This is a genomic window from Pectobacterium punjabense (assembly GCF_012427845.1).
Taxonomy (GTDB): Bacteria; Pseudomonadota; Gammaproteobacteria; order Enterobacterales; family Enterobacteriaceae; genus Pectobacterium; species Pectobacterium punjabense.
The window spans coordinates 495,709-520,793 of the sequence record NZ_CP038498.1; the positions used below are offsets into that span (position 1 = coordinate 495,709).

Below are 25,085 nucleotides of genomic sequence, written 5' to 3' on the forward strand. Positions count from 1 at the left end.
GCCATCGCACTGACGCGAAAGCCTTATTCTACGTCGTTCTGTCCGGCGCGGTTAAGCAGGAACTGTGATAACAGTGCGACCGGACGACCCGTTGCGCCTTTGGCCTTGCCAGAGCGCCATGCAGTACCCGCGATATCCAGATGTGCCCAGCTGTACTTACGCGTAAAGCGTGACAGGAAGCAGCCTGCGGTAATTGCACCGCCAGGGCGACCACCAATATTCGCCATGTCGGCAAAATTGGATTCCAACTGCTCCTGGAATTCGTCGGTCAGCGGCAGACGCCATGCTCGGTCGCCAGATTGTTCGGACGCGCTCAACAACTCGTGCGCCAGCGGATTGTGGTTCGCCATCAGCCCGGTGATGTGGTGCCCCAGCGCAATCACGCATGCACCCGTCAGCGTCGCGACGTCAATGACGACGTCCGGCTCATAGCGCTCAACGTAGGTCAGTGTATCACACAAGACCAGCCGACCTTCCGCATCGGTGTTCAGCACTTCTACCGTTTGGCCGGACATCGTGGTCAGCACATCGCCTGGACGGTATGCGCGCCCATCGACCATATTTTCACAACCCGCCAGTACGCCGACGATATTCAATGGCAGCGCCAGCTCGGCCGCCATACGCATCACACCGTAGACCGTTGCCGCACCGCACATGTCGTATTTCATTTCGTCCATACTGTCGGCAGGTTTGATGGAGATGCCGCCGGAATCGAAGGTCAGACCTTTACCGACCAGTACAATCGGGCGAGTTTCCGGGTTCGGATCGCCTTTGTATTCGATCACGGACATCAGCGATTCATTCTGCGAGCCCTGACCCACGGCCAGATAGGCATTCATGCCCAGCTCTTTCATCTGCTGTTCACCAATCACGCGTGTGATGATGTTTTGGCTGTAGGTGTCGGCCAGTTGACGTGCTTGCGACGCCAGATAGGCGGCATTACAGATATTCGGCGGCATATTGCCGAGATCTTTCGCAGCTTTGATACCCGCAGCAATCGCCAGACCATGTTGGATGGCGCGTTCACCGCTGGTCAGCTCACGGCGCGTCGGCACGTTGAATACCATCTTGCGTAGCGGACGGCGCAGCTCGACCTTGTTACTTTTGAGCTGATCGAAGGTATACAGCGTCTCTTTTGCGGTTTCGACCGCCTGACGCACTTTCCAGTACGTATTACGGCCTTTCACGTGTAGCTCAGTCAGGAAGCAGACAGCTTCCATCGAACCGGTTTCGTTGAGAGCGTTGATGGTTTTCTGAATCACCTGTTTGTACTGGCGTTCATCAAGTTCGCGCTCTTTACCGCAGCCAATCAGAAGAATGCGCTCGGAAAGAATGTTAGGTACATGGTGCAAGAGCAGTGATTGCCCCACTTTGCCTTCTAATTCACCACGGCGAAGCAACGCGCTGATATAGCCGTCGCTGATTTTATCGAGTTGTTCGGCAATAGGGGACAGACGACGCGGTTCAAACACGCCGACGACAATGCATGCACTGCGTTGTTTTTCCGGGCTACCGCTTTTTACGCTGAACTCCATGTACTCTCCTGAATCTTAAAGACAAAGGCGGGGGCAACGGCTAGAATGTGACACTCCGTAATACTTTCCCGCCGTTGCGTTAACATAACCTGTGTTAATCTTAACGACGTAGCGAACCTGTTTTGGTGACTATAAGCAGGTTCTGATACAACTGCTCAAACGCAATGTGTTGTAATACAGTCTTAGCTAAGAGGGCTGCCAAAAATGAGTATAAATGGCGCGTTAGCGAAGAAACTATCGATTTTCCTGCAAAAAGACAAGTTTTCACAGGCGTAATTAAGCGTGATCATCATTCGATATCTGGTACGGGAAACCTTTAAGAGCCAACTGGCGATCCTTTTCATTCTGCTACTGATTTTCTTTTGTCAGAAATTAGTACGGATATTGGGCGCCGCTGTTGATGGTGAAATCCCGACAAATTTGGTTATCTCCCTGTTGGGATTGGGCGTGCCAGAGATGGTGCAGCTCATCCTGCCATTAAGTCTGTTTCTTGGCGTATTGATGACGTTTGGCCGCCTCTATGCGGAAAGCGAGATCACCGTCATGCACGCCTGCGGATTAGGCAAACGCGTGTTGCTGAAAGCCGCGCTGGCCTTGGCTGTATTCACTGCCATCATCGCAACGATTAACGTCACGTGGCTCAGCCCGTGGTCGTCACGGCATCAGGAAGAAGTGTTGGCAGAAGCGAAAGCCAATCCTGGCATGGCCGCCTTGGTAGAAGGACAGTTCCAATCTGCACAAGGTGGCAATGCGGTGCTGTTTGTCGGCAATGTGAAAGGATCGGAGTTTCAGCACGTTTTTCTGGCACAGCTGCGGCCCAGCGGTAACGCACGACCTTCTGTTGTCGTGGCCGATCGTGGTCATATCACGCCAAACGAAGAGGGGGCGCAGGTTGTGACGTTGGATAACGGATCGCGTTACGAAGGCACTGCGCTACTGCGCGACTTCCGTATCACGGATTTCACCAACTATCAGGCTGTGATTGGCCACCAGAGCGTGACGCTAAATAATAGCGACGTGCAGCAAATGGATATGTCAACCCTCTGGCATTCGGATGCGCACGATGCGCGCGCAGAGTTCCACTGGCGGCTGACGTTGATTATTTCGGTGCTGATCATGGCGCTAATGGTGGTGCCGCTGAGCGTGGTGAATCCACGTCAGGGACGGGTGCTGAGTATGCTGCCTGCGATGCTGCTGTACCTGATCTTCTTTCTGCTGCAAAGCTCGCTGCGTTCTAACGCCAGTAAAGGGAAAATTGATCCGATGGTATGGGTCTGGTTGACCAACCTGATGTACTTTGGCATCGCGGTGATGCTTAACCTATGGGATACCGTGCCGATGCGCAAAGTGCGCGCTCGCTTTAAGCCCCGTCCCCTTAGAATCCAAGGAGCGGCCTGATGTTTGGTGTATTAGACCGCTATATCGGTAAAACGATTTTCACCACCATCATGACAACATTGTTCATGTTGGTGTCGCTCTCCGGCATCATCAAGTTTGTCGACCAACTGCGTAAAGTCGGGCAGGGCGAGTATTCGGCGCTGGGCGCGGGGCTGTATACGCTGCTTAGCGTCCCAAAAGACATTGAGACTTTCTTTCCTATGGCTGCACTACTCGGTGCGCTGCTGGGATTGGGTCAGCTCGCGACCCGCAGCGAGCTGGTGGTGATGCAGGCTTCAGGTTTCACCCGCTTGCAGATCGCGACTGCCGTGATGAAAACAGCGATCCCACTGGTATTGCTGACGATGGCGATTGGTGAGTGGGTTTCTCCGCAAGGGGAGCAGATGGCGCGTAATTACCGTTCTCAGATGATCTCCGGTGGGTCGATGATCTCTACGCAGGGCGGACTGTGGGCAAAAGATGGTAATGACTTTATCTATATTGAACGGGTAGTCGGCGATAAAGAGCTGTCTGGCGTCAACATTTATCACTTCGACGATCGGAACAAACTCCTGTCGGTACGCTACGCGGCCTCCGCTGAGTTTGATAAGGACAGGAATGTCTGGAATCTCTCGCAAGTTGATGAATCTGATTTGAGCGACGGCAAACAAATTGGTGGCAGTCAGACGCTCAGTGGCGAATGGAAAACCAACCTGACGCCGGATAAACTGGGTGTGGTGGCGCTGGAACCTAATGCGTTATCGATTCGTGGGTTGCATGATTACGCCAAATACTTGAAACAGAGTGGTCAGGAATCAAGCCGCTACCAGCTCAATATGTGGAGTAAGATCTTTGCGCCGGTCTCGGTGGCGGTGATGATGCTTATGGCAGTCTCTTTCATCTTTGGCCCGCTGCGTAGCGTGTCAGCAGGTTCACGTATCGTGATAGGGATCAGCTTCGGCTTTCTCTTCTACCTGCTGAATGAGATTTTCCGTCCACTTAGCCTGGTTTATGGTATTCCACCGATATTGGGCGCGGTGTTGCCTAGCTCGGTATTTTTATTCATCAGCGTGGCCTTGCTGTTGAAACGGCGATAGAACTCAACGAGTCTTAGAAAGAAGCGCCGTGCGAATGAACCCTCGGCGCTTTTTTATTGTTCGCTAAAACGTTCATACCACACAATATTGACGGCAAAGTAGCCATAACGCGTTGCTAAAGATGATTTTTTCAGCACTTAGCCGAGTGTAGAGTGGATTAACGTTGCGCGTGAGCCATCAAACGGTATAATGCACCCGTTTTCCGCATACTACTTCTGTGCCGAAGTGGCGAAATCGGTAGACGCAGTTGATTCAAAATCAACCGTAGAAATACGTGCCGGTTCGAGTCCGGCCTTCGGCACCATAGTATGTAAATAGACCTCAACTGAGGTCTTTTTTTATGTCTAAAATCCGCGCCACACAAGGCTTCACCCGAATTTTCTGTCAACGGAAGTCAATCTGACTCCACCCACATCAATCTGCTTGTGAGTATAGAACCGAGTATATATGCTGGTTCGATATTGCCTATATACTCACAGCAGGATTATGGAAGGATAACCATCATGGCCCTGACAGATACCAAGGTACGTTCTGCTAAACCCGAGGAAAAAGAGTATTCGCTGGTTGATGGCGACGGCATGTTTTTGCTGATCCATCCCAACGGCTCAAAATACTGGCGCTTTCGTTTTCGCTTCGGTGGTAAACAGCACCTGATGGCGTTTGGCGTCTATCCCGAAGTTTCACTGGCTGATGCCAGACAGAAGCGTGAAGCCGCAAGAAAATTGGTCGCTGCGGGTATTGATCCGCGTGAGCAAAAACGTGCGGTACAAGAAGAACAGGCGAAGGCGGTATTCACTTTTGAGTTTGTAGCTCGGGAGTGGCACGCCACCAATAAAAAGTGGTCGGAAGAGCACAGTCGCCGCGTGCTGAAAAGTCTGGAAGATAATCTTTTCTCCGCTATTGGTAAACGCAACATTGCTGAGCTCAAAACGCGTGATCTGCTTGCGCCCATCAAGGCAGTGGAACAGTCAGGCCGCCTCGAAGTCGCATCACGACTTCAGCAACGTACAACCGCAATAATGCGCTATGCGGTACAAAGCGGATTAATTGACTACAATCCGGCACAAGAAATGGCGGGTGCCGTAGCGTCAAGCAACCGGCAACATCGCCCTGCACTGGAATTAAAGCATACTCCCGAATTGCTTCGGCGAATTGATAGTTATATTGGCAGACCATTAACGCGTCTGGCGGTCGAATTAACACTACTGATCTTTATCCGCTCCAGCGAACTGCGCTTTGCCCGTTGGTCGGAAATCGATTTTGAAACCTCAATGTGGACTATCCCTCCTGAGAGAAAACCGATAGAGGGTGTGAAGCACTCTCATCGTGGCTCAAAAATGCGTACTCCGCATTTGGTGCCGCTTTCTTGTCAGGCGTTGGTTATTTTGAAGCAAATACAGCAATTCAGCGGCAACCATGAATTGATCTTTATTGGCGATCACGATCCGTGTAAGCCGATGAGTGAAAACACGGTGAATAAGGCGCTGCGGGTTATGGGGTATGACACGAAGGTTGAAGTCTGCGGACACGGCTTCAGGACAATGGCCTGTAGCTCGCTGATTGAGTCGGGGTTATGGTCGAGGGATGCAGTGGAACGGCAGATGAGCCATATGGAACGTAACTCAGTACGAGCGGCGTATATCCATAAGGCGGAGCACCTGGATGAGCGTAGGCTAATGCTGCAATGGTGGGCGGATTATCTGGATGCTAATCGGCAGAAGGCGGTGAGTGCGTTTGATTTTGGGAAGCTGGCGGCTAATGCATAATAAATAACAGATTGTAACTCTGGTTTGATCGAGTTACAGCTTGCTTATATGGATAGGAACACTATTCGTTGAACGTATAACCATCCCCAGTATCTTGAGCTGTACCTAGCATATAAGCAGTGCTAGAAGAATGAGCAACGCGTGGCGTACTATTGGAGTTTACAGCAGTATGCTTCAATAGTAGCAGCTAGTTTTACGTGTTTGACTTGGTTAATCATGTGCTTTTGAGCAGAAGCCGTTTACTAGTCATGAACGAGCCAACAACGTAAAAAAGCGCGATGTGTTCGTTAGGTACGGTGAGCAAGACATAGAAGATGCCAAAGTGTTAGAGCTGCCGCCTTTTGACCAATTTGGTAGCAAAACACAAATCCGGCGGGGAATTTTTGGTGGCGTAGAACAGTATACCCAAGCTGTACAGGAACTGGCGCTCTACGACATATCCGAATAAAAACAGGCTTGATTAAACGACGAGCCATCACCGCCTGAAGCCAGCGGAAAAGTTCCCTTGTGGGTGTACCACTTTAAGTTCTCCTAGACCCTACCGAATTCAACAAAACCCCGTTATATTCATTGGTACCACTAGGACTTTCTGTCGCTGATCTCCACTGAAGTCAACCCAGCATACTGGAAATCAAGTCGATGTTAAGGGCCTATATGGGGCTCTTCTTGTTCAATGACCATTAGGGCCCCCAGCATGCGACTTAATGCTCGACAGATAGGAACCGCCAAGCGACAAGATAAAGAGTACAAACTCACTGACGGCGCAGGTCTTTATTTTCTGACAAATCCGAACGGAGCCAAATATTGGCGTTTGAAGTATGGAGAGTGATGAATGAGCATCCGCGGAATAACCGTTATTTTAAAAATATCCGCGAGTTTCGAGATGCGATATCCAATTTTTTCATCCGTACGCGGCCAGAAATAGGTAATAAAATAAACCTCGAATTTACGATAATTTTCAGGATATCAAATCTGCGCCTTGAAGTTTATTGGATATAACGTATTGTAGGGATAAAATTCATAATCCGATTGGTATAAGACCGGGTAATAAGCCTGGCCAGTTCTGATATCCGAGAAAATTAGCCGTTTTCTCACAGAGACTACGAACGAAGTAGTGCAAAATGGTATCGCTGTATGCTATTTTTTCTATTGCTTACTCAATAGATTTATTTATATTTAATTGATATTAAAATTTTTATTTAATTCATTTTTTTCACCGAGTTCAAAGGTGCTATCCTCGAATCGGCTGATAATATAGCCGCCCTTGGCCTTTACTTCATTATAAAACAGACAATTACACAATTTAAATTACAGTCTCTAAAAAATCCACCGTAACTTCCAGTTGCTCCTCGTATATGACGTCGAGCGGGCACTGAGCAAAGTATCGCAGCATTAATAACATGTTATAAAGCTTTCAAGGTTTTTTCTACTGTTTACAATGTAGCTAATTGACCATTATTAAATGCGCTTCGGTAGAATGAGGGAGATACGTGCATTTGGACAGTAAAGTGCTGTCGCAGAGACTGCGATGTTCCAAACCCGACTTCCATCGCTATTTGTTCTATGGAAAGCTCCGTAGTTTCAAGAAGCTGTTGAGCTTTGCTTATCCGCTCTGCCGTAAGCCATTTTTTGACAGTCGTCCCCGTCACTTCACGAAAACGCCTGGTAAAATTTCTGCGGCTCATCCTCGCAGCATCAGCAAGTTCGTCGACCAGAATAGGTTCGGCCAGATGTTCTCTGGCCCAGTCCATCACGCCGGAGAGACGACCTTCCCCCGGCAACTGAGGTACCGGTTTTTCAATGTACTGAGCTTGTCCTCCCTGCCTGTGAGGAGGAGTGACAAGAAGTCTGGCCACTCGGTTGGCTACACCAGCACCGTGTCGCTCACGAACGATGTTAAGGCAGCAGTCTATGGCTGCTACGGTGCCTGCTGACGTGGTGATATTTCCGTCTCGGAGATAGAGTACATCCGGATGAAATTTAGAGGCCGGAAATCGTCTGGCAAAAAGTTCTCTGTATGCCCAGTGTGTCGTTGCCTGCCTACCATCAAGTAAACCAGCATCGCCCAGTACGAACGTCCCGAGACTCAGTCCGACAATTTGTGCGCCACCTGCATGCGCCTTTCGAAGAGCGTCCGTTAAAGCAACCGGCGCAATGATCTCAGGATGTTTCCATGAAGGGGCTACGACAATATCGGCATCAGCCATCGCATCCAGGCAACTGGGAACATCAATTTCCATCCCCTGATCGCACGTTATTCGCCCAGGTTCTGGTGCACAGTAGAATACCTCATAAGGCGGTAAGCCTGTGGGCACGGGATTGACACCAAATACAATGCCAGGAACAGACAGATGGAACAAACTGACGCCGTTGAAGGCAAGCACGGCAACTTTAATTGTTTTCATTCAAACGCTGACGGAGTAAAAAATATTTTGGCCCAATTATAGCGAAAATAGATGTTAAGGCCAGTGGCGAGGAAAATATTTGTGCATGACAATGCCGGTTCAACTTTACAAACGGAAGAATTTAATCGTGGCAAAACTAAACACAGAGCTTAAAACAACTTGGACCGGCACATTGAAGGGGAACGGGAAAATTCAGGGAGATGATCTGGATGTTGGCATCGCGATACCCGCGAGTTTTGGCGGAAGCGGTGCAGGAGCCGAGCCTAACACTTTCTTAATTTCGTCTGCCGCTGCGTGTTATGCCATGACTCTCATCGGTATGCTTGAAGCAAGGAAGATCCAGGTTGTTGATTTAGAAGTGAAGACTAAAGGCACGGAGTCTAAAGAGGCGGGGATCGGTGTTGCTCATAGCGTTCTGCTTACCGTATCCTCAGAAACAAGTCAGGAGGGGATCGACACGGCAGCGAAACTGATCGTTTCGGCAGAAAAATCATGCATGATTGGCAATATACTTCGCAACTCGGGATTTGTGTTTAACGTCAATGGTGAAGTCATGATCCAGAAATAGCACGGCGCACCGAGGCCACATGGTGCCGGTTGCTAAGGTTGCTAACATCGAACTGAAAAACGGGCACCTTTATACTGATTCAATTTTAATCTATGATTCGTTCAGGTATGATCCATAGTGAGTACCATACGGAACTTAACCTGCCCGCTGCGCATTTTCTCAAAGGCCTCTTGCGCATACGCAAGAGCACGCGTTTCCAACTTCGCTCGCACTCCCGTAAGCAGACTGAAATTCAGTGCTTTTTCTAACTCAATGGCCGTACCGGTTATGGTGCCGTTTACTATTAATTCCCGCCCAACCAACAAACCCGGGATAAAAGTCAGAGGCTCTTTTCCCACTCCGACGATCATCATGCATCCTTGCGGAACTAGCGCAGATAACAGAGGCGATGTGGAATGACTGTCTGTTATGGTCGACAGAATTACTTTCGCGCCGCCAAGTGCCTTAATCGCTTCCACTGCATCTTGCTTACGCGTATCAATGAAGTAATGTGCTCCGAGCTCGATAATCTCGTGCGCAATATCTTCGCCTCGCCCTATCGCAATCACGCGAAACCCCATCTTTCTGGCATATTGCACTGCGAGATGCCCTAGGCCCCCCATCCCTTGAATAGCAACCGTATCGCCAGCCTGTGCATGGGATTTCTTTAGCGCATTGAATGTCGCGATCCCGGCGCAAAGTAGCGGTGCGGCTTCTACAGATAACAAGTCGTCAGGAATCGCTACCAGCCCCGTTTCACGTACCAGCATATACTCGGCGTAACCTCCGTCACGTGAACTACCCGTAACCGGCTGGTTTTCACAAAGGTTAAAGTGGCCGAGCCGGCATTGTTCGCAGGCATTGCAGTGGCCGCCTAAACGCCCAACGCCGACCCGCTGCCCAGGTTTCAGCCAGGCAGGTAGTGGGCCTGATATTTTGCAGATCGTACCGACCACTTCATGGCCGGGAACGCGCGGATATTCAACGCCCTTTTCCGTACCGTCGATGACGCCGGAATCCGCTCCGCAAACACCACAGGCTTCGACTTTTATCAGCACCTCGCCTGGACCGGGCTCAGGAAGCTTTTTTTCCACCATCTCCAGTTGACCAGGGCGTGTGACCTGCATCGACTTATATGTCTGTTTCATACTTTATCCCCACACTACTTATCGGACTCTTGCTCTGGCGTAACCAATGACACCAACCAGATAGGCTGAAAATACATTCGACGTTTCACTGACGATTCTGGTCAGACGGTGACTCCAAGGCCCGTCATTTTTACAGGCTTTACGGTACAGAATGACCGGTCGGTAAAGACAAGCCGCACGATGTTGCGATCGGGTGAACGGCCACTCGACCTTTAACAAATCCTGTATGCGGATGCCTAGCCTATTTGCAAAAATAGTCACCCCAGCGAGTTAGGTATAACCACCGTCGCTTCGCGTACCCTGGTGCCTGTCAAGCATCAAACGTTGGCCCAATAAATCCAAACAGGGCATATTTCCTTTTCCAGCAGTCAGAAAAACAGAGTGCGACATACTTTGTTTGGGACTTTCTAGGTGCCGATGCTACGCTAGTCATGGAGTCACGTGCTAGAGGGGAAACAATCAGTAATGACGTTATCACTGTCCAATGATCGCATCCGTCATTATCAACTGAATGAATCTGGTGATAACGCATCCTAAACGCAGCCCCCCTGTCATCGATATGAATAATCCGTAGCCCCCATTTCCGCGGCCAATCTACAACCTGAAAATCTATTATATCTCAGTACCGAGCAATTCCCCGGCCACTTGTGGGTGGGGGAGCAAATTTTGGCGACATGCGCTCAGTACAGTGTGGTTATGCCGGGAAGTGCAGCCGATCAAGCCCGTGACGTAAATCGGTGACTAAGTCATCAATATCTTCCAGACCTATCTGAAGGCGGAGGGTTTCCCCCTCTTTTTTCCAGGTCGTTGCAGTACGATATTCCCTACAGTCGAAGGGGATGATCAGGCTCTCAAACCCGCCCCAAGAATATCCCATTCCAAACAGTTGCATACCGTCAAGCATCCGGGTTACTGCGGTTTTACTGAAGGCTGGATCGAGAACAAAGGAAAATAATCCTGACGATCCAGTAAAATCCCGTTTCCAGATCTCATGCCCCGGGCAGCTTGCAAACGCAGGATGAAGAATGGCTTTTACTTCAGACTGCTGGGCAAGCCAGTGAGCAATTTTCAGCGCCCGATCTTCTGCCTCTTTTAGGCGGATGTGCAGTGTCCTTAACCCACGTAAGGCAAGGAAACAATCTTCTGCGCCAGGCAGCATCGCCATGCTGTCGTAGGTTGCACGCAACGCCGGCCACGTTTCCGCATTCGCACTCACCATCCCCATCAACAAGTCAGAGTGGCCACTGAGATATTTTGTTCCTGCCTCTACGGAGATATCACAGCCATGGCGATGAGCCTGGAAAAACAACGGCGTTGCCCAGGTGTTGTCAATAATCGTTTTGATATTCCTGTTACGCGCGATGTTGGTTATTAATGGAACATCCTGAATCTCAAAGGTCTGGGAGCCAGGTGACTCCAGGAAAATAGTTGTAGTTTCTGGGCGGATCAGTTCACAAATTCCTTCTCCTACCATTGGATCGTAGTACGTGGTCGTGACACCAAACTTTTGTAATGTGAGATCGCAGAAGTTTCGTGTTGGCCGGTAAACAGAATCCGGCATTAGCAGATGGTCGCCTGCCTTAAGCGTCGCCAGTAATGCTAACGCGACAGCACCGAGGCCTGAAGGCGACATGACTGTCCCGGCTGCCCCCGCTAGTTCAGTCCAGGCATCTTCCAGGTTTTTAATTGTTGGTGTACCCAGTGTGCCGTAAGCAAAGGCAGCCCGGTTATTTTCCAAGTCTTCGACGGTCTCAAATACAACGGTTGATCCTCTGTAGACAGGGCTATTAACAAATCCATGCTGTTCACGCGTATCTCGCCCCAGTTGCGTTAAGCGGGTTGATAACTTTAGGAACTGGCTGTTCGTATTTTTCATATTTACGTCCATTATTTATGATCTCGACTGCAAGACCACGATTACTCTACAAATTTTAAGAAAGGAGAGATGCACAGAAGGATGCCATAAAAAGCAACATAGTAATTCTTACTGGCACGCAAGTTTTCCAGTGCAGGTACTTTTTTCACAAGATAAAAAGGAATTAAACAGGCCACGAGGCCAAATACTGGGCCGGCAATTTGCATGAGTAGCATCACTGAGAAATTAAAACGTACCCAAACCCAGAGGAATATGACAATCGTAAAGGCAATAACTGTAGATAGTAACCCTCTATTAATATCTCCGTTACCAGAAAGACGTGAGATCATATTTACTACCAATCCCATGACGGCTTCCTTAAACCCCAGGTAAATACTAAAAAATGCAGTTAATATTGCAAAAATATTCAGCGTGACGGAGAGAATATTCACCATATTCCCTGGCATAATTTGCGAGGCAAGAGCCAGAGCAGAGATGTTTTGATCCAGTGCCGATACGGCTTCTTCTTTGGTTATGGCAAAACTAAAGGAGAATGCGAAGAACAGTACGCTTATCACCAGCACGATGTAGGCAATACGTGTGGCGCGAATCGCCCGGATTGACGCAATCACAGGATTTGACTCAACCTTTCGATAAGCGATGTTCATTGGGTTGAGGATCTGAACAAATAGAATGGAAAATAGTGTAAATGGCAATGTCAGTAGGACATCACGAAGAAAAGCCATGACAGGAGGGAATGCAGATATATTGCTAAAACTCCAGTGAGGGGCCATCACTATTCCCAGGAAGACAATAACCGCAACCTTAAAGAAAATCATTGGTCCAGAAATTCGGAAAAGCCATCTTTCTCCTTGATTAGCAACCAATACCATTATTCCTAATACAATCAAAGGATACCATGCTGTTTTAGATAAAAATGACTCGGTGATGTGATAACTGTGAAGATATGCAGCGCTATCATTTACCAAGCTCATTGCATAATTAAGAATACCCATTAACAGCATTAAAAAATAAGCAATCCCTAGCAACCCCCCCCAGTTTTTCCCTAGGTATTGCGTAATAATTTCGGCATAACTGTCACAGGTTTGAGTCTGAGTTAATGTTTTAAGGTATAAATCCTGCAGCCAGTAGACTGCTGGGTAACTCAATCCTATCGATGCAACAAACACCCAAATACCTTTTACGCCTGCTTGTATTGGCATATAAATAATACCTGCACCTATCGCCATACCGATGCACAGTACAACCCATCCGAGATCATAGGCCGTGAATGGCACCCTGACCTTAATCATTGCTTTTTCAATATTTATCATTATTTTAAACCTCTCAAAAGAGAAGTATATTTATGGCGTCAGATAAACCATAAATACTCTCGTAGGGACATCGCCATTACAGAAAAATATTCTCCTGTACTCCTATTCTTTAACGAAGCGATCGGCAAGACAATCATGTTTCCATGATAACGATAGTGAATTGTGACCCGTGGTGTGTTATCGCTTAAACTGTGAATAGGATTCACATATATTGTCGTCAGCGATCAGCGCGTCATCACATTTTTTCCGCAACGTCTTTTTCAGAAAGTCGATAAAGCGCCCCGTACTTTTGCCGCCCTGCGATGAAGGGGAAATTATTGCCTGCAAGCGATGTGTAACGCCCGGATCATGTTCGGGCAACACACGTATCAACTTGCCGGAATCGACATAATGGCTAACAAGATAATTCGGAAGGCAGGCAACTCCTCCATGCGCTAGTGCTCTTTGCAGCAGCAACAGGCTTGAGTTGCACGAAAAATGAGGAACCACTCTTACCGTTTCACTCTTTCCCCTGTGGTGAAAAGTCCATCGCCCTTCACTGGTCATTTGTGGATAAACTAGGCATTGATGGAAGCGTAAATCTGCTGGCGTGCTAATGGGAGGATGGCGCTTCAGGTACACCGGTGAAGCACAATAAAACCAGCTGATATCCATTAAACTCTCATCATTTTCTCCACTCTGTGAGGCTTCCGAGGAAATCCTTAACGCAATATCAAACTCATCTCGTGCAAGATTAATAATCCGATCGTCGAGAGTGACATGGATACCGATCCCTGGATGCAAACTCTGAAACTCACCTGAAATCCGCGGAATATGCATACAGCCAAAGGCAACCGAACAACTGATCCGTAGAGTTTCTGTTTGCACATTGCTGGCATAGTTTCCCGCGGCTAGCCCTTCAATGTCTGTAAGAACGCGATGAGCTACCTGCAGTATTCGTCGTCCACTTGCAGTTAACTGAAATGGGCGCGTTTCACGGGAAATAAGCTCGTTTCCAACCACGCTTTCGAGCTGAGTAAGGCTTTTGCTCACCGCAGAGGGCGTTAGCCCCAACTCTCTTGCTGCCCTTGACAAATTTCCTGTTTCAGCAACTTTAATAAGTACCTGAAACTGATTCAGATATCCAGACAGATTGGGCGTATTCATCTATTTTCTCTCCTCAGTTCATAGCGTTCAGCAATGACCATGATATCAAGGTAAGCGTAGTGGGAGACGTATTGACGGTCGTAGATTATTCAGTTGGCAGTACAACGCGCCACGGCAGCAGTTCGCTCACGCGATTGTCTGCGCGGACAAGGTATGACATTTTTGATGCCAAGGATGATGCGAGGATCGATGTTAAATTAACAGCCTCGCTTTTGGTTGCTGTATTTATGGTGGCTGGATACTGGGCATGAAGCTGCCTTATGCCGTCATTCTGGTACAGATTGCGGCACATCCTTTCTGTCAGGCGTGGTACATTGATCTCCAGAAACCCTCACTCAGCTTTAACCTTTTTCCTTCATCACATTCTCACAGGTATTTTACGTGCTGTCGCTGCGCGGGTCGGAACGCTATGACTATTTAGACCAGCGATCTGAGCGGGTTCAACTACTATAAATATAAAATTCCGTATTTTAACCGCCGACTTGATTCGCAGCTTTACTATATGGTGAACTAAGCTGAATAAAGTATTCACTGAATGGTCTCTGACAGTCATGTGCATCTATATTCTAGAATTACCGTCTCAGGCCTGTTTTTTCCAGCGATTCACGAAAGCCGACAGGTGTCAGCCCAACGCAGCTTTTAAAAAATTTTACGAAGTGGGTTGGTTCATCAAATCCTAGTAGCTGGCTGATGAAGTTTACCGAAGCAGGCGTGTGTGCCAGTAACCTCTTGGCCTCCAGACAGATACAGTCAGAAAGGTATGACTTTGCGCTGCAGCCAGCAATCGCGGTAGTAGCACGCGTCAGACTCTTACTGGAGCAATTCATTGCTTTGGCATACTGATTAACCTGATGCCAGGCTCCTAAATTTTCTTCAATCAGGTGAGTAAACTGCCTGAAACGCTGATGATCCCGTGTTTCCTCAGAAGACGTCCTTTCCTTCTGTTTGCTCAGCATACTAAGGCGGGTGATAAGCGCCCCCAACTGATGATACAAAAGTTGGTTCAGACACAACTGTTCAGTACAGTTCCGTATATCAGCAGACATCTGACGTACGGCGTGTTCAATCGTGAAAAAATTGTCTCCTGTAAGTGCTAAGCTGTTAATCTGCCTAATATCCTTGCTGAGAGTGCTCTGGAATGTTGACCGCAGCGGCGGCAATATTTCAGACCTGAACAATATCAGCCACCCATCCCAGTCGTTTCCGTTGCCAAGATGATGTACTTGCCCTGGCCTTATCATAATCAGCGTGCCTGGACGGCAGTCTACGGGACTACAGTCAATCATCTGACAAACAGTTCCGTTGGTCACCAGTAGCATCATGTAGAAATAATATTTACGGCTACCCGATAACTGGCTAGGGTGAACACGTTTCCTTAACTCTGACATTCTGAATATTTCCATGTCGTGAGATGGATATTTTTCAGGTTTATAGTTGAGTGAGGCAACGCTGGTACCATTACGTGTATCGTGCATCTTTCACCTTTAGCAACGGGGGCAGAGAGTTGGCACAGTGCCAGCCTGCTTATGGTATACCTGTCCAATTTAAGCATTATCTCGTCTGATTTATATCGTGTCGACGAGAAGTAAACCATGTATTTTCATCGTCAGAGCCACACTCATCCATCCAGTTTTACTGATAGTTCAACAGGAGAACATCCCGATGCCTTATGCTCATAGTTTTGACGGCACTGCTTTATGGTACGACGTGCGAGGCCATGGAGGCGGAGTACCTGTTTTATTGATTGCAGGTAATGGTTGTGACCACTCAGTGTGGAACTATGTCATTGATGATTTTTCAGCCGAAAGGCCGGTAATTGTATATGATCATCGTGGAACCGGTAAAAGTGGAAGTAATTTTACAGGTGCGTGGTCAACACGGGATTTTGCGCGCGACGCCTTTGCAGTACTTCAGGCTGCTGGCGTTGCACGAGCTCATGTTTACGGGCACTCAATGGGGGGACGCGTGGCGCAGTGGTTTGCCGTGGACAGACCTGATGCGACCGGAGCTCTTATTATCGGAGCCTCGTCTGTCGGAGGAAAACAGGGCATCCCCCGCTCAGCGGAGGCAACAAAAGCGATGAAAGAAAACGATACCATCACCCTGCAAGCCCTGTGTTATCCGAAATCTTGGTCCAAAGAGCATCCAGAACAGGCCATGTCTGGTGCACCAAATCCGCACGATATGAATACTTTTTTATGGCATATGCGCGCATCTGAAGAACATGACTCGTGGGATATTGCTCTATCCATTACATCCCCAACACTTGTAATACATGGAAGCGAAGACGGTATTACCCATCCCGGTAATTCGGAAATCCTAGCGGCCAGAATACCGACGGCTCGATTGTTAATTGTAGACAAAAGTAAGCATGTTTACTGGGCGGATCATCCGGAAGTGCACCATACCGTTTCAGCGTTTATGAAAGAAACTGAAAGGGGGGGCGTTCCATCAGCCGATTGAGCGCATCAACGCTGACTGCACCCAAACGACCGTTCTTCCCTGCAATACGATTTGGTTCGCTGTTTGGCGAAGTAGCTCACTCTGAACGTCAGTCGATCATAAATCGTTTGATAATCTTCAGTGTTGATATCCAGATAATAGAGAGGGCTTTTAGGGAAGTGTACCAGCGTCCGGTAGCTTGGTTGGTTACTAAGACCTAACCCACTCAGCCATGCTGTTTGTATCAACGATGCTAGCCCCGTTCCGCTTTCGTCATACCTTCCCAGGCTGCTGAAGGTGTCTTTGTTGACGAACAAGACAACATGATAATGGGATTTTCGGTTTTCCTCTCCAACTTCGCGTACCCAGAGATGACGTAAATGGCAGGGGTATGTCCGTGTCCCTTGTTTCTGCTTACTTCGATATCGTGCTTCAATCTTTGCATCCAGTGATTCAATGAAACGGGACATCAAGCCCTGGCGTGCATTGAATTCATCGTCTGGCAAGCGTAAATCTACCCTTATTGCCATGGTGCGCGGATGCTCGGCCACTGCGTTATTTATCACGCTAATCATGCGTTGCAGATAAGCCTCATTGAACGGAGCTTGGCTCTGATCAATACGAATGTTATCTATCATGGTTTTTCACTTATAAGATTGCTACAGGCAGGGCATAGCCTTACCCGTAGTGGCCTGATTAATGGGTTGAGTGATTTGCAGGGATAGTGCTGAAGTAGCAGTAAGAGGAATTACACCTGTATTATGCGAATGACCACCTGCCTGGTTACCAGTGATAGATAATTTAATTATATCATATAGTTAATAATACCAATCCGTCATCAAGCACACCCGATTGATACCTGTGGCGTATGGTGTTACCCGAGAAAATCAGGTTAATTTTTACTCCGAAGTTATCCTGCTCATACTATGGCCTGTTAACGTACCAAAACGTCTGAAGACGATTCGGTACGTGTTATGTTTGAGAAGCCTCTGTAGAGCCTGTATTTCAGCCTTTCAGGCAATTATATTTCCCTGCTGTAAATGCCTGTCTTGCACAGTGAACACTGTTTCTTCCCCCGGTAGTGGCTACCACACATTGTGCATCGCCAGTGTGTAACCCGCTGAACGGGTGGTAGCTACGCAATAAGCCTTTGCAATTGCTTCATATTGGAGGACGTTTGATCCTTTGAGACAAGGTAAGCGCAATGTAATAGCGCTTCGGGATCACCAGCAGTAATGACATGCTCAAACCATACAGGCGACATTACCGTTGCAGGATGAAATATCAACGGACACCGACAGTGATGGCAGCACCACTCATCGTCAGCAGAATCGACCTGACGGGCTGCCGCGATTTCACCGATACTCCTCTGTACGATGTGGTATTTTTCTATACGCATAGCCCACCTTCACAATGGCTGGGTGGCTTCAATGTAATCCTTCGTCAGCGTTGCCAATCCTCGGTAATTTTCTTGTCGTGCTGATATCCACTTTTTAACTCATCAGCGTCAGGCAAGTGTAGTGAATACCATTCATCCAAATCGCTACCAGTGATGAGATCACACCAGCACAGCAGTATTAGGGCATGACGCATCTCCGGTTGCGTATGCAATCGGAATAGCATTTTTAATTGTTCTGTCAGCTTTCTTCTTCCCAACCGGCAACATTCACTGAATAGCACGCCTGGAAGCAAGGGGTAATCAATATGCTTAATCAGTTGAGGAATAATATTGCAATCTACTACCTGCTCTGTGCGTATAACCTGGAGCAGATATTGTGGAATAACAATAACGGATATGTTGCCATCTTCTTGCTGGCATGATGCAATCGTCAGCTTGTGCCACAGTGTTATCGACTGTTGAAATAATCCATGGCACAGGTTTAGTCGGGTAAAATCATCAAGCCAAGTTTGATAATGATTAAGTAGTGGAGTCTTTTTCATCGTTATTTCCCTTCAATGCTGGATTTCAGGCAGCAGAAAACCGCCGCTGGCGCGGATAATGGTAATAGCTGACTAAAAAGGTGTTATTAGTGGATAAAAGGAGGGTTAGCGTTGCTTACGAGATTTGGCAATGCTCTCTTGTAGCCAGGCCTCAATCTCACTCTTTAGCCAACGGGAACTTCGGCCAAATTTAACGGGCGCAGGGAAATCGCCATCCTGAATCAACTTATAAAACCACTTATCCGTCATCTCAGTGAGGGCGGTGATAAATTTCATATCGATAAACTGATCTTCCAGTAAGGTCGGTTGCGTTGCCATGTTGGTATTCTCCGGCTGGTAAATAGATATCAGAGCCGGGGATTTTGCTTACCTGCCGACTCCGCTATACCAACTGACCCATCTGTAAAAATATTGTGACCCAGTGACAGTGTCCTTGTCATGGGAGGCACCTCACTGTGATGCGACCTCCTACTCAACAGGTTGCACCATTCTTTACATCAAGATTACAAGCGCCACCATCGCCATTTATATGCGAAAAAATGGGCAAACTGACTGCTGGCTTCCACAGGAAGCTTTAACTAAAAACCCGAAAAAACATCATTTAACTCATTGATATTAAATAATTTAATCATATTGTTATTAACTTTTTTAAGCTCAGAGTATGATACATCTACTGTATGCGTATCTTACCCACTCAGTTACGGGTATTGGTTATGACATGTGATAAAGCATGGGAGTAGAACGAGTGAAAAAGACGAAAGAGAAGAAAGGAAAGAATACGTCGGTAGTATCATTCAGTATCGATAAGGCTGTTGAGAAAAATTTAAATGATGCATTTTATTTTTACAGGAAGAAATCTAAGTCAAAGTTTGTTTCTGAGTTGATTGATCTTGCTTTAAATGAAAAGAACTTTGATTTAATTTCAAGAAATAATGATCTTAAAGAAAAAATAAGTGAAAACGTAACAGATGAAATATACATGTTATGGTATAAATCAATGTATACATATGGTATAAAAGAATTTTGTATATTTGATGATAATTGGTTTGTTTTAAATAGTGACGCCGTCGTAATTGATGACAAGTATAACGATCCCAATGAAGTAAGTCAGAGAAACGAATTGTTTGCATTAGAAGAAAGGATATCAGTCATTTATAATACAATGATAAAGACACATGGTTTTTTCTCTATATACGTTAAAGGTATCTTGGAAAATGAAAACATAAAAATCCTGGCCTTAAAAATAAGAATTGAAAGATATAAAAAAAACGATATGGATAGAGATGACAATGAATACTGCAATTTCAAATATTTAATTACTTTTTTAGATGTGAGTGAAAACTTAACAAGCAAATCAAGGTATTATCTAGATTACAGCTCTATCAAAATGATTTCTGTATTATCGATCTATGAAAATTCAATAAAAAACATCTTAAAAAAAGAACTGGGCATATCCCCACTCCATTATTTATATTGGTTGCCGATAAGAGCCTACAATCAATACTTTTTTTTTGCAGGTGTTAAAATACGAAAATATTCAAAAGATGAAATTGAATATGTCAAGAAGAACAAGATCATCATAGTGGACGCGACTTGATGTTATTAGATTTTTCTCAGATAGATATTATCCCCATGCACACCCCAATCTGTGGCGGTTTTCAATAGCCGCCACACTGTTCTGTCTGTCTGAGAAATCCTTATGCCCAACCACGAGAATCTGCGAGAGATACAGACGTCGCTGTCAGTATTGCCAGATAGCCTGCATCAGCGCGTCATTGACCACATTGAACAACTGATCCAATACGAACCCATCATCGGCATTATGGGAAAAACCGGTGTGGGTAAATCCAGTCTGTGTAATGCATTGTTTCAGGGGGAAGTGTCCCCGGTCAGTGATAACAGTGCCTGCACCCGGCAGGCTCTTACGTTCCGGCTGTTATCAGGGCAACGCAGCATCCTGTTTGTCGATTTACCCGGTGTCGGTGAGAGTGAGGATAGGGATCGTGACTATGCCGCACTCTACCAGCACTGGCTGCCGCGCGTTGATATTGTCCTCTGGTTACTCAAGGCCGATGACCGAGCGCTTGCCATTGACCAGCATATCTATCGCACCGTTATCGGTGAGCGCTACCGTGACAAAGTACTGTTTGTCCTGAATCAGGTTGATAAGCTGGAGCCTTGCCACGAGTGGGACAGGGACACACAGCAACCCTCACTCAATCAGTCAGGCAATATTTATGCCCGTCGTGTCGCCGTGCGTTCTACCTTCTTTCCGACCCATCCGGTCTGCGCCGTGTCGGTAAAAACCGGCTGGGGCATGGCAGCAATGGTGGAGACGCTGTTTCAGTGTTTACCGCCTAAGGCCAGTAGTCCGTTGTCGGCCCGACTACAACCCAATTGGCGTTCAGTGGCTATTGAGAGTCGGGCTCGGGATGATTTTGCCCAATCGGTTGGCGACATACTTGATAGCGTGATTGCGCTACCTGCCGTCCCCGCACCACTAAAAATACTTATCGGCGGCCTCAAACAAACCGTGGTGTCACTCGCCCGTTCATTGTGGTCCTTGCTGTTCTAGGCAACATCTAACCTTTTTATTCCCATCTGGCCCTGTCGCTTTTGCGGCAGGGCTTTTATTTATTCTTTTTCTGAGGACATTCCTATGGTTCGTTTAGCTTCCCGCTTTGGTGCCGCCAATGTTATCCGCCGTGACCGACCGTTAACACACGATGAATTGTTCCGCGTGGTCCCCAGCGTGTTTAGTGAGGACAAGCATGCGTCGCGCAGTGAACGCTACACCTGCATCCCGACCATCACCCTGCTGGATAGCCTCCAGCGTGAAGGGTTCCAGCCCTTCTTTGCCTGCCAGACCCGCGTCAGGGATATCGGCAAACGCGAGCACACCAAACATATGCTACGCCTGCGCCGGGAAGGACAAATCACCGGCCATCAGGTGCCGGAAATTATTCTGCTGAACAGTCATGACGGCTCAAGCTCTTACCAGATGTTGCCGGGGCTGTTTCGCAGTGTGTGTCAGAACGGCCTGATTTGTGGTGAATCGTTGGGTGAGGTTCGGGTGCCACACAAAGGCGATGTGGTTGGGCGGGTGATTGAAGGGGCTTATGAAGTGCTGGACACCTTTGAGCGTATTGATGAGAAGCGGGATGCGATGCAGTCACTGCTGTTGCCGCCACCGGCTCAGGTGGCGCTGGCTCAAGCGGCACTAACCTACCGCTTTGGTGAAGACCACCAGCCAGTCACAGCAGCGCAGATACTGGCTCCACGCCGCTGGCAGGATGAATCCAACGACCTGTGGACCACCTATCAACGGGTACAGGAGAACCTGATAAAAGGCGGGCTGACTGGTCGCTCCGTGCAGGGAAGGCAGTCCCGTACGCGAGCCGTCAAAGGGATTGATGGCGATATCAAACTCAACCGGGCGCTGTGGGTGATGGCAGAAACCATGCTGGAAACATGCCAGTGAGTGATGGGCAACGTGTTATCAGTCTGTAACCACCTGGACAGGGTGTGTCCGACCGTTAGCGTTTGCCCTCATAGCTTGTTTACCTCAATCGCCCCTCAGGCCGCATCCCACTGGCTTTCTTACTGAAAATAAAAATATTTTTCATAGTGTCCATACCCTGACCACGCCCCTCTTTAAAGTAATCACAGGATTTTCATTCCGTTAATTGCCTCAGGAGGCTGCACCATGACACAAGCTGACCGCCGATATGACCGGCTGGCCGTCAGGCTGTCATTGATAATCAGCCGATTACTGGCGGGCGAAACGCTGAGCGTCAGAAAACTGGCAGCAGAGTTTGGCGTGTCTGCCCGTACCTTGCGGCGAGACTTTCGTGAACGGCTGATGTATCTCGACCTGGAATACCGCAACGGTCTTTGCCGTTTGCCGGAGCACCATAACCCGACACGGCATGGGCAGGATGTGCTGATGTTTGTCCGACAGACCGGGATGGAGAACGTGTTTCCCGGTCTGGATAACCGGCTGGTTAACACCCTGTTGGACAGCGGTGAGGACGCACCCTGTCTGGTCTGGCATCCTCCCCAGCGCGGTACGCCGACATTGCCGGGGCATTTTTACCGTCTGACTCGGGCAATTGGCGAGCAGCTACGAGTCACCGTTCTGGCCGACGGCCAGCGCTATGACGGGTTATCGCCTTATCGGCTTATCTGCCTGTATGGCGAGTGGTATCTGGTGGCTGAATCGCTGGGGCATCTTCTGGTCCTGCCACTGCATGAGATTCACGGCGTGACGGTGTCCACCGAGTCATTCCAGCGCCGCGATGATATCTGCCATCTGACCACACAATCCGGCTTCATCACGGCATTGCCGCATTTTCGCTTTATTCACGATGTACTCACCACCTTCGGCACGTCTCCGACCACATAAGTCAGGGACGCGATGCCAACACCAGAGAAAACCAGAAAAACGGATAAAAAAGGACAGTACTCGTAGCGGCACACAGAGGCCGTTACCGGGCAGTTCAGTGAAGGACCACACCTGGCGTCACGGACAGGCACAGCCCTGTCTTGACGATATTCATGATGACTTCAACATAAAGGATACGATGATGTTTACATACCTTCCGGGCAAACGGGGATGGCTGATAATCGGGCTACTGGCGACCTTCTCCGCTCAGGCCGAAACCGAGCTTCCTGCTCAGGTCACCTGGCTTACCTTCAAAAGACTTGGCTGGACCAACCCTGATGGGCTGAGTGATGACCAGTTAATCCGCATGACCTATAGAGGCAGAACGATTTTTAACTATCCCTGGACTGAGCAGTTTTTTGTCAGAGATGGCTACGGGCCACTGTTTCTGGCGAATAAAAAGGCCAAAACCCTTTCTCGGGTAAATATGAATACGCGGTCAAAAACATCAGGTGACCTAGAAGTGGTCTATCGTGGTAACAAAACCAGCAACTGTACCTATGAAATTACCGACACAAAGGTCTACTTCAACGCCAATTTTGCCGACGGCAAACCCGAGCAGCCGACGTTATTGCTGAGTATTCCAGAAAAGTGTATCGACCAGAAAAAGATGGCGGAAATTAAGGCTCAGAAACGTGAACAAGAACAGAAACTGGGTAAATGGCTGGCAGACGGCTTCAACAAAGAGCACCACCGCCGTTACGGCTACTAACCCTGAGACGTGTCCATTCATACAGAGGAACCCGCATGAAACGCATCCCTTCACTTCTGTTTGCAGGCGCACTGCTGTTGCCGTTATCCGCACAGGCCGTACCTAACCTGTGGAGTGCCGATTCTGGTCAGGGTATCACCGAATATCGGATAGCCAATACCGCAGGCAGTGTCTTTACCGTTAACTGTACCGGCAACCCCGACGAGGACAACACGCTGCAACACAGCGTGGCGGTGTCGCCTGCCGGTGGTCAGAGTGTCGATTCCCATTTTTCCACCGAGGTGTATATCGTCGTCGTTATCGATGACCAACAGTACGGTATTCCGTCCTCGTTAGGATGGCGTAATGCGGATAATGCCTGGTTCGCTTTTATTGAGGCGATTGGCAGCGCAACGCAGTTTGACGTTTATCTCAATGACCGGCATGTGGGTGCCTGGGAGCTCAGGCAGAAAAACGTGCAAAAGGTACTGGCTGATATCTCGTCATGTGCCACGACACACCGGGAATAATCGGGAGAGGTAACGCTATGCCCATTATTGCCATCATCGTTATTGTCGTGGTTGTCATTATCTTAAGTAAAACCGGTATCTCGGACAGCCTTATTGGACTGGTTATCGCCACTGTTGCAGGGTTGCTAACCGGCAGCGGAACCGCAGGCGTTGCCAGCGTGGCACTGACACCGTTTCTGGGTATCCCGATAGGGCTGTTTGTCGGTGTAACCGTATTCGCCAAAGTACTACGCTGGTTTTCCCGACGCTAGTGATAGCGTTAACCACACAAAGTAAATCCATCCCTGCCCCTGTTGCTTATGCAGCGGGGGCGCTTTATTTATTAAGGAATCATCATGTCATGCAATTCATGGGCTGGCGGCATCGCGTCCAGAGAGCAGCGCATCATCCAGATGGCGTTGTGCCTGCTGGAAAAACGCGTGCGTAAAAATGCGCGGCAGTTCAAAACCTCTGAGGACACTAAAAGCTGGTTAATGCTGGAACTCAGCAACCTGGAGCGTGAAGTCTTTATGGTGCTGTATCTGGATAACCAACACCGTCTGATAGAAAAGGAAGTTATCGCGCTGGGTGGTATCAACAGTACCGAAGTGCATCCGCGTGAAATTCTCAAAGCGGCCCTGCGTCATAACGCCGCCGCCGTGATACTGGCACACAATCATCCTTCCGGCTGTGCCGAGCCCAGTCAGGCTGACCGCCATATCACTGACAAGCTGAAGGACTCACTGTCACAACTCGACGTCAGAGTCCTCGATCATCTGGTTGTCGGCGGCGCTGAGGTAGTGTCGTTCGCTGAACGTGGCTGGCTGTGATGAGCACATTTACCACCG

26 protein-coding genes, 1 tRNA gene and 1 pseudogene are annotated in these 25,085 nt (G+C 48.3%); 16 read left to right on the forward strand and 12 right to left on the reverse strand.

The features are described 5' to 3' along the window. Positions 1-23 precede the first annotated feature (23 nt). Positions 24-1,535 carry a leucyl aminopeptidase gene (pepA, locus tag E2566_RS02280; RefSeq protein WP_005973662.1) on the reverse strand — a complete coding sequence of 504 codons (1,512 nt, stop codon included), beginning with the start codon at positions 1,533-1,535 and terminating at the stop codon, positions 24-26. Positions 1,536-1,817: 282 nt separating this feature from the next. Here pepA and lptF point away from each other — a divergent pair, with 282 nt between their 5' ends. The 6 genes and pseudogenes from lptF to E2566_RS21755 all read left to right on the forward strand — a co-directional run. Continuing rightward, on the forward strand, positions 1,818-2,933 hold the full coding sequence (gene lptF / locus E2566_RS02285) for an LPS export ABC transporter permease LptF (protein ID WP_107169454.1): 1,116 nt from the start codon (positions 1,818-1,820) through the stop codon (positions 2,931-2,933). Further along, positions 2,933-4,009, forward strand: a complete 1,077-nt coding sequence (gene lptG / locus E2566_RS02290) for an LPS export ABC transporter permease LptG (RefSeq protein ID WP_107169455.1) — start codon at positions 2,933-2,935, stop codon at positions 4,007-4,009. The genes lptF and lptG overlap by 1 nt, the downstream gene beginning before the upstream one ends. A 219-nt stretch (positions 4,010-4,228) precedes the next feature. Further along, positions 4,229-4,313: transfer RNA gene (locus E2566_RS02295), tRNA-Leu, on the forward strand. 199 nt (positions 4,314-4,512) lie between these two features. After that, positions 4,513-5,775 carry a tyrosine-type recombinase/integrase gene (locus E2566_RS02300; RefSeq protein WP_107169456.1) on the forward strand — a complete coding sequence of 421 codons (1,263 nt, stop codon included), beginning with the start codon at positions 4,513-4,515 and terminating at the stop codon, positions 5,773-5,775. 280 nt (positions 5,776-6,055) lie between these two features. Continuing rightward, positions 6,056-6,223, forward strand: a complete 168-nt coding sequence (locus tag E2566_RS02305) for a type I restriction-modification enzyme R subunit C-terminal domain-containing protein (RefSeq protein WP_205946022.1) — start codon at positions 6,056-6,058, stop codon at positions 6,221-6,223. Between the two features lie 246 nt (positions 6,224-6,469). Beyond that, positions 6,470-6,595: pseudogene (locus E2566_RS21755) on the forward strand (Arm DNA-binding domain-containing protein); the annotation flags it as partial. A gap of 613 nt (positions 6,596-7,208) precedes the next feature. On the opposite strand, the gene E2566_RS02310 reads toward E2566_RS21755, so the two are convergent. After that, positions 7,209-8,180 carry a GlxA family transcriptional regulator gene (locus tag E2566_RS02310; protein ID WP_107169457.1) on the reverse strand — a complete coding sequence of 324 codons (972 nt, stop codon included), beginning with the start codon at positions 8,178-8,180 and terminating at the stop codon, positions 7,209-7,211. An 85-nt stretch (positions 8,181-8,265) separates the two neighbouring features. On the opposite strand from E2566_RS02310, the gene E2566_RS02315 reads away from it, so the two are divergent. Continuing rightward, positions 8,266-8,748, forward strand: a complete 483-nt coding sequence (locus E2566_RS02315) for an OsmC family protein (RefSeq protein WP_107169458.1) — start codon at positions 8,266-8,268, stop codon at positions 8,746-8,748. A 101-nt stretch (positions 8,749-8,849) separates the two neighbouring features. Here the strand turns inward: E2566_RS02315 and E2566_RS02320 are convergent, their stop codons facing one another. The 5 genes from E2566_RS02320 to E2566_RS02340 all read right to left on the reverse strand — a co-directional run bounded on the left by E2566_RS02320 (position 8,850) and on the right by E2566_RS02340 (position 15,685). After that, positions 8,850-9,875 carry an alcohol dehydrogenase catalytic domain-containing protein gene (locus tag E2566_RS02320; protein WP_107169459.1) on the reverse strand — a complete coding sequence of 342 codons (1,026 nt, stop codon included), beginning with the start codon at positions 9,873-9,875 and terminating at the stop codon, positions 8,850-8,852. Between the two features lie 694 nt (positions 9,876-10,569). Further along, positions 10,570-11,751, reverse strand: a complete 1,182-nt coding sequence (gene metC / locus E2566_RS02325) for a cystathionine beta-lyase (RefSeq protein WP_107169460.1) — start codon at positions 11,749-11,751, stop codon at positions 10,570-10,572. A gap of 41 nt (positions 11,752-11,792) precedes the next feature. Next, complete coding sequence (locus E2566_RS02330; RefSeq protein WP_240618633.1) at positions 11,793-12,980, reverse strand: amino acid permease; 1,188 nt, start codon at positions 12,978-12,980, stop codon at positions 11,793-11,795. 261 nt (positions 12,981-13,241) lie between these two features. Further along, entirely contained in the window at positions 13,242-14,210 is a 969-nt protein-coding gene (locus tag E2566_RS02335; protein WP_107169462.1) for a LysR family transcriptional regulator, read from the reverse strand. 572 nt (positions 14,211-14,782) lie between these two features. Beyond that, complete coding sequence (locus E2566_RS02340; protein ID WP_107169463.1) at positions 14,783-15,685, reverse strand: AraC family transcriptional regulator; 903 nt, start codon at positions 15,683-15,685, stop codon at positions 14,783-14,785. Between the two features lie 187 nt (positions 15,686-15,872). On the opposite strand from E2566_RS02340, the gene E2566_RS02345 reads away from it, so the two are divergent. Next, positions 15,873-16,673: an alpha/beta fold hydrolase gene (locus tag E2566_RS02345; RefSeq protein ID WP_107169464.1), complete on the forward strand. Its 801-nt coding sequence runs from the start codon at positions 15,873-15,875 to the stop codon at positions 16,671-16,673. 5 nt (positions 16,674-16,678) lie between these two features. On the opposite strand, the gene E2566_RS02350 is transcribed toward E2566_RS02345, so the two are convergent. The 5 genes from E2566_RS02350 to E2566_RS02365 all read right to left on the reverse strand — a co-directional run bounded on the left by E2566_RS02350 (position 16,679) and on the right by E2566_RS02365 (position 18,911). Then, on the reverse strand, positions 16,679-17,290 hold the full coding sequence (locus tag E2566_RS02350; protein ID WP_039503049.1) for an inovirus Gp2 family protein: 612 nt from the start codon (positions 17,288-17,290) through the stop codon (positions 16,679-16,681). Between the two features lie 383 nt (positions 17,291-17,673). Beyond that, a complete protein-coding gene (locus E2566_RS22070; RefSeq protein ID WP_436971776.1) occupies positions 17,674-17,748 on the reverse strand; it encodes a putative zinc ribbon protein in 75 nt (24 codons plus the stop codon). Positions 17,749-17,787: 39 nt separating this feature from the next. Further along, on the reverse strand, positions 17,788-18,051 hold the full coding sequence (locus E2566_RS02355) for a DUF7828 domain-containing protein (RefSeq protein WP_436971775.1): 264 nt from the start codon (positions 18,049-18,051) through the stop codon (positions 17,788-17,790). 44 nt (positions 18,052-18,095) lie between these two features. Next, complete coding sequence (locus tag E2566_RS02360) at positions 18,096-18,593, reverse strand: secretoglobin family protein (protein ID WP_240618631.1); 498 nt, start codon at positions 18,591-18,593, stop codon at positions 18,096-18,098. A gap of 105 nt (positions 18,594-18,698) precedes the next feature. Next, entirely contained in the window at positions 18,699-18,911 is a 213-nt protein-coding gene (locus E2566_RS02365) for a helix-turn-helix transcriptional regulator (RefSeq protein ID WP_107169465.1), read from the reverse strand. A gap of 427 nt (positions 18,912-19,338) precedes the next feature. On the opposite strand from E2566_RS02365, the gene E2566_RS02370 reads away from it, so the two are divergent. The 8 genes from E2566_RS02370 (at position 19,339) to radC (ending at position 25,067) form a co-directional block, all read left to right on the forward strand. Next, complete coding sequence (locus E2566_RS02370; RefSeq protein WP_133169863.1) at positions 19,339-20,190, forward strand: hypothetical protein; 852 nt, start codon at positions 19,339-19,341, stop codon at positions 20,188-20,190. A 102-nt stretch (positions 20,191-20,292) separates the two neighbouring features. After that, on the forward strand, positions 20,293-21,168 hold the full coding sequence (locus tag E2566_RS02375) for a GTPase family protein (protein WP_107169467.1): 876 nt from the start codon (positions 20,293-20,295) through the stop codon (positions 21,166-21,168). An 84-nt stretch (positions 21,169-21,252) separates the two neighbouring features. Then, positions 21,253-22,074, forward strand: coding sequence for a DUF932 domain-containing protein (locus E2566_RS02380; RefSeq protein WP_107169468.1), 822 nt, complete (start codon positions 21,253-21,255; stop codon positions 22,072-22,074). Positions 22,075-22,299: 225 nt separating this feature from the next. Next, complete coding sequence (locus E2566_RS02385; RefSeq protein ID WP_107169469.1) at positions 22,300-22,998, forward strand: DeoR family transcriptional regulator; 699 nt, start codon at positions 22,300-22,302, stop codon at positions 22,996-22,998. Between the two features lie 178 nt (positions 22,999-23,176). After that, positions 23,177-23,749 (forward strand): hypothetical protein, encoded by a 573-nt coding sequence (locus E2566_RS02390; RefSeq protein ID WP_240958791.1) that lies wholly within the window; start codon positions 23,177-23,179, stop codon positions 23,747-23,749. 35 nt (positions 23,750-23,784) lie between these two features. Then, on the forward strand, positions 23,785-24,258 hold the full coding sequence (locus tag E2566_RS02395) for a hypothetical protein (protein WP_107169471.1): 474 nt from the start codon (positions 23,785-23,787) through the stop codon (positions 24,256-24,258). Positions 24,259-24,275: 17 nt separating this feature from the next. After that, on the forward strand, positions 24,276-24,509 hold the full coding sequence (locus E2566_RS02400) for a hypothetical protein (RefSeq protein ID WP_107169472.1): 234 nt from the start codon (positions 24,276-24,278) through the stop codon (positions 24,507-24,509). Between the two features lie 84 nt (positions 24,510-24,593). Continuing rightward, entirely contained in the window at positions 24,594-25,067 is a 474-nt protein-coding gene (gene radC, locus E2566_RS02405; RefSeq protein ID WP_107169473.1) for a RadC family protein, read from the forward strand. Positions 25,068-25,085 lie beyond the last annotated feature (18 nt).

Bases quoted from the DNA above. Each gene is read 5' to 3' on its own strand.
- pepA (WP_005973662.1), bottom strand. From the start codon at position 1,535: ATGGAGTTCAGCGTAAAAAGCGGTAGCCCGGAAAAACAACGCAGTGCA.
- lptG (WP_107169455.1), top strand. From the start codon at position 2,933: ATGTTTGGTGTATTAGACCGCTATATCGGTAAAACGATTTTCACCACC.
- E2566_RS02300 (WP_107169456.1), top strand. From the start codon at position 4,513: ATGGCCCTGACAGATACCAAGGTACGTTCTGCTAAACCCGAGGAAAAA.
- E2566_RS02310 (WP_107169457.1), bottom strand. From the start codon at position 8,180: ATGAAAACAATTAAAGTTGCCGTGCTTGCCTTCAACGGCGTCAGTTTG.
- E2566_RS02315 (WP_107169458.1), top strand. From the start codon at position 8,266: ATGACAATGCCGGTTCAACTTTACAAACGGAAGAATTTAATCGTGGCA.
- E2566_RS02320 (WP_107169459.1), bottom strand. From the start codon at position 9,875: ATGAAACAGACATATAAGTCGATGCAGGTCACACGCCCTGGTCAACTG.
- metC (WP_107169460.1), bottom strand. From the start codon at position 11,751: ATGAAAAATACGAACAGCCAGTTCCTAAAGTTATCAACCCGCTTAACG.
- E2566_RS02330 (WP_240618633.1), bottom strand. From the start codon at position 12,980: ATGGCGATAGGTGCAGGTATTATTTATATGCCAATACAAGCAGGCGTA.
- E2566_RS02335 (WP_107169462.1), bottom strand. From the start codon at position 14,210: ATGAATACGCCCAATCTGTCTGGATATCTGAATCAGTTTCAGGTACTT.
- E2566_RS02340 (WP_107169463.1), bottom strand. From the start codon at position 15,685: ATGCACGATACACGTAATGGTACCAGCGTTGCCTCACTCAACTATAAA.
- E2566_RS02345 (WP_107169464.1), top strand. From the start codon at position 15,873: ATGCCTTATGCTCATAGTTTTGACGGCACTGCTTTATGGTACGACGTG.
- E2566_RS02350 (WP_039503049.1), bottom strand. From the start codon at position 17,290: ATGATAGATAACATTCGTATTGATCAGAGCCAAGCTCCGTTCAATGAG.
- E2566_RS02355 (WP_436971775.1), bottom strand. From the start codon at position 18,051: ATGCGTATAGAAAAATACCACATCGTACAGAGGAGTATCGGTGAAATC.
- E2566_RS02360 (WP_240618631.1), bottom strand. From the start codon at position 18,593: ATGAAAAAGACTCCACTACTTAATCATTATCAAACTTGGCTTGATGAT.
- E2566_RS02365 (WP_107169465.1), bottom strand. From the start codon at position 18,911: ATGGCAACGCAACCGACCTTACTGGAAGATCAGTTTATCGATATGAAA.
- E2566_RS02375 (WP_107169467.1), top strand. From the start codon at position 20,293: ATGCCCAACCACGAGAATCTGCGAGAGATACAGACGTCGCTGTCAGTA.
- E2566_RS02380 (WP_107169468.1), top strand. From the start codon at position 21,253: ATGGTTCGTTTAGCTTCCCGCTTTGGTGCCGCCAATGTTATCCGCCGT.
- E2566_RS02385 (WP_107169469.1), top strand. From the start codon at position 22,300: ATGACACAAGCTGACCGCCGATATGACCGGCTGGCCGTCAGGCTGTCA.
- E2566_RS02390 (WP_240958791.1), top strand. From the start codon at position 23,177: ATGATGTTTACATACCTTCCGGGCAAACGGGGATGGCTGATAATCGGG.
- E2566_RS02395 (WP_107169471.1), top strand. From the start codon at position 23,785: ATGAAACGCATCCCTTCACTTCTGTTTGCAGGCGCACTGCTGTTGCCG.
- E2566_RS02400 (WP_107169472.1), top strand. From the start codon at position 24,276: ATGCCCATTATTGCCATCATCGTTATTGTCGTGGTTGTCATTATCTTA.
- radC (WP_107169473.1), top strand. From the start codon at position 24,594: ATGTCATGCAATTCATGGGCTGGCGGCATCGCGTCCAGAGAGCAGCGC.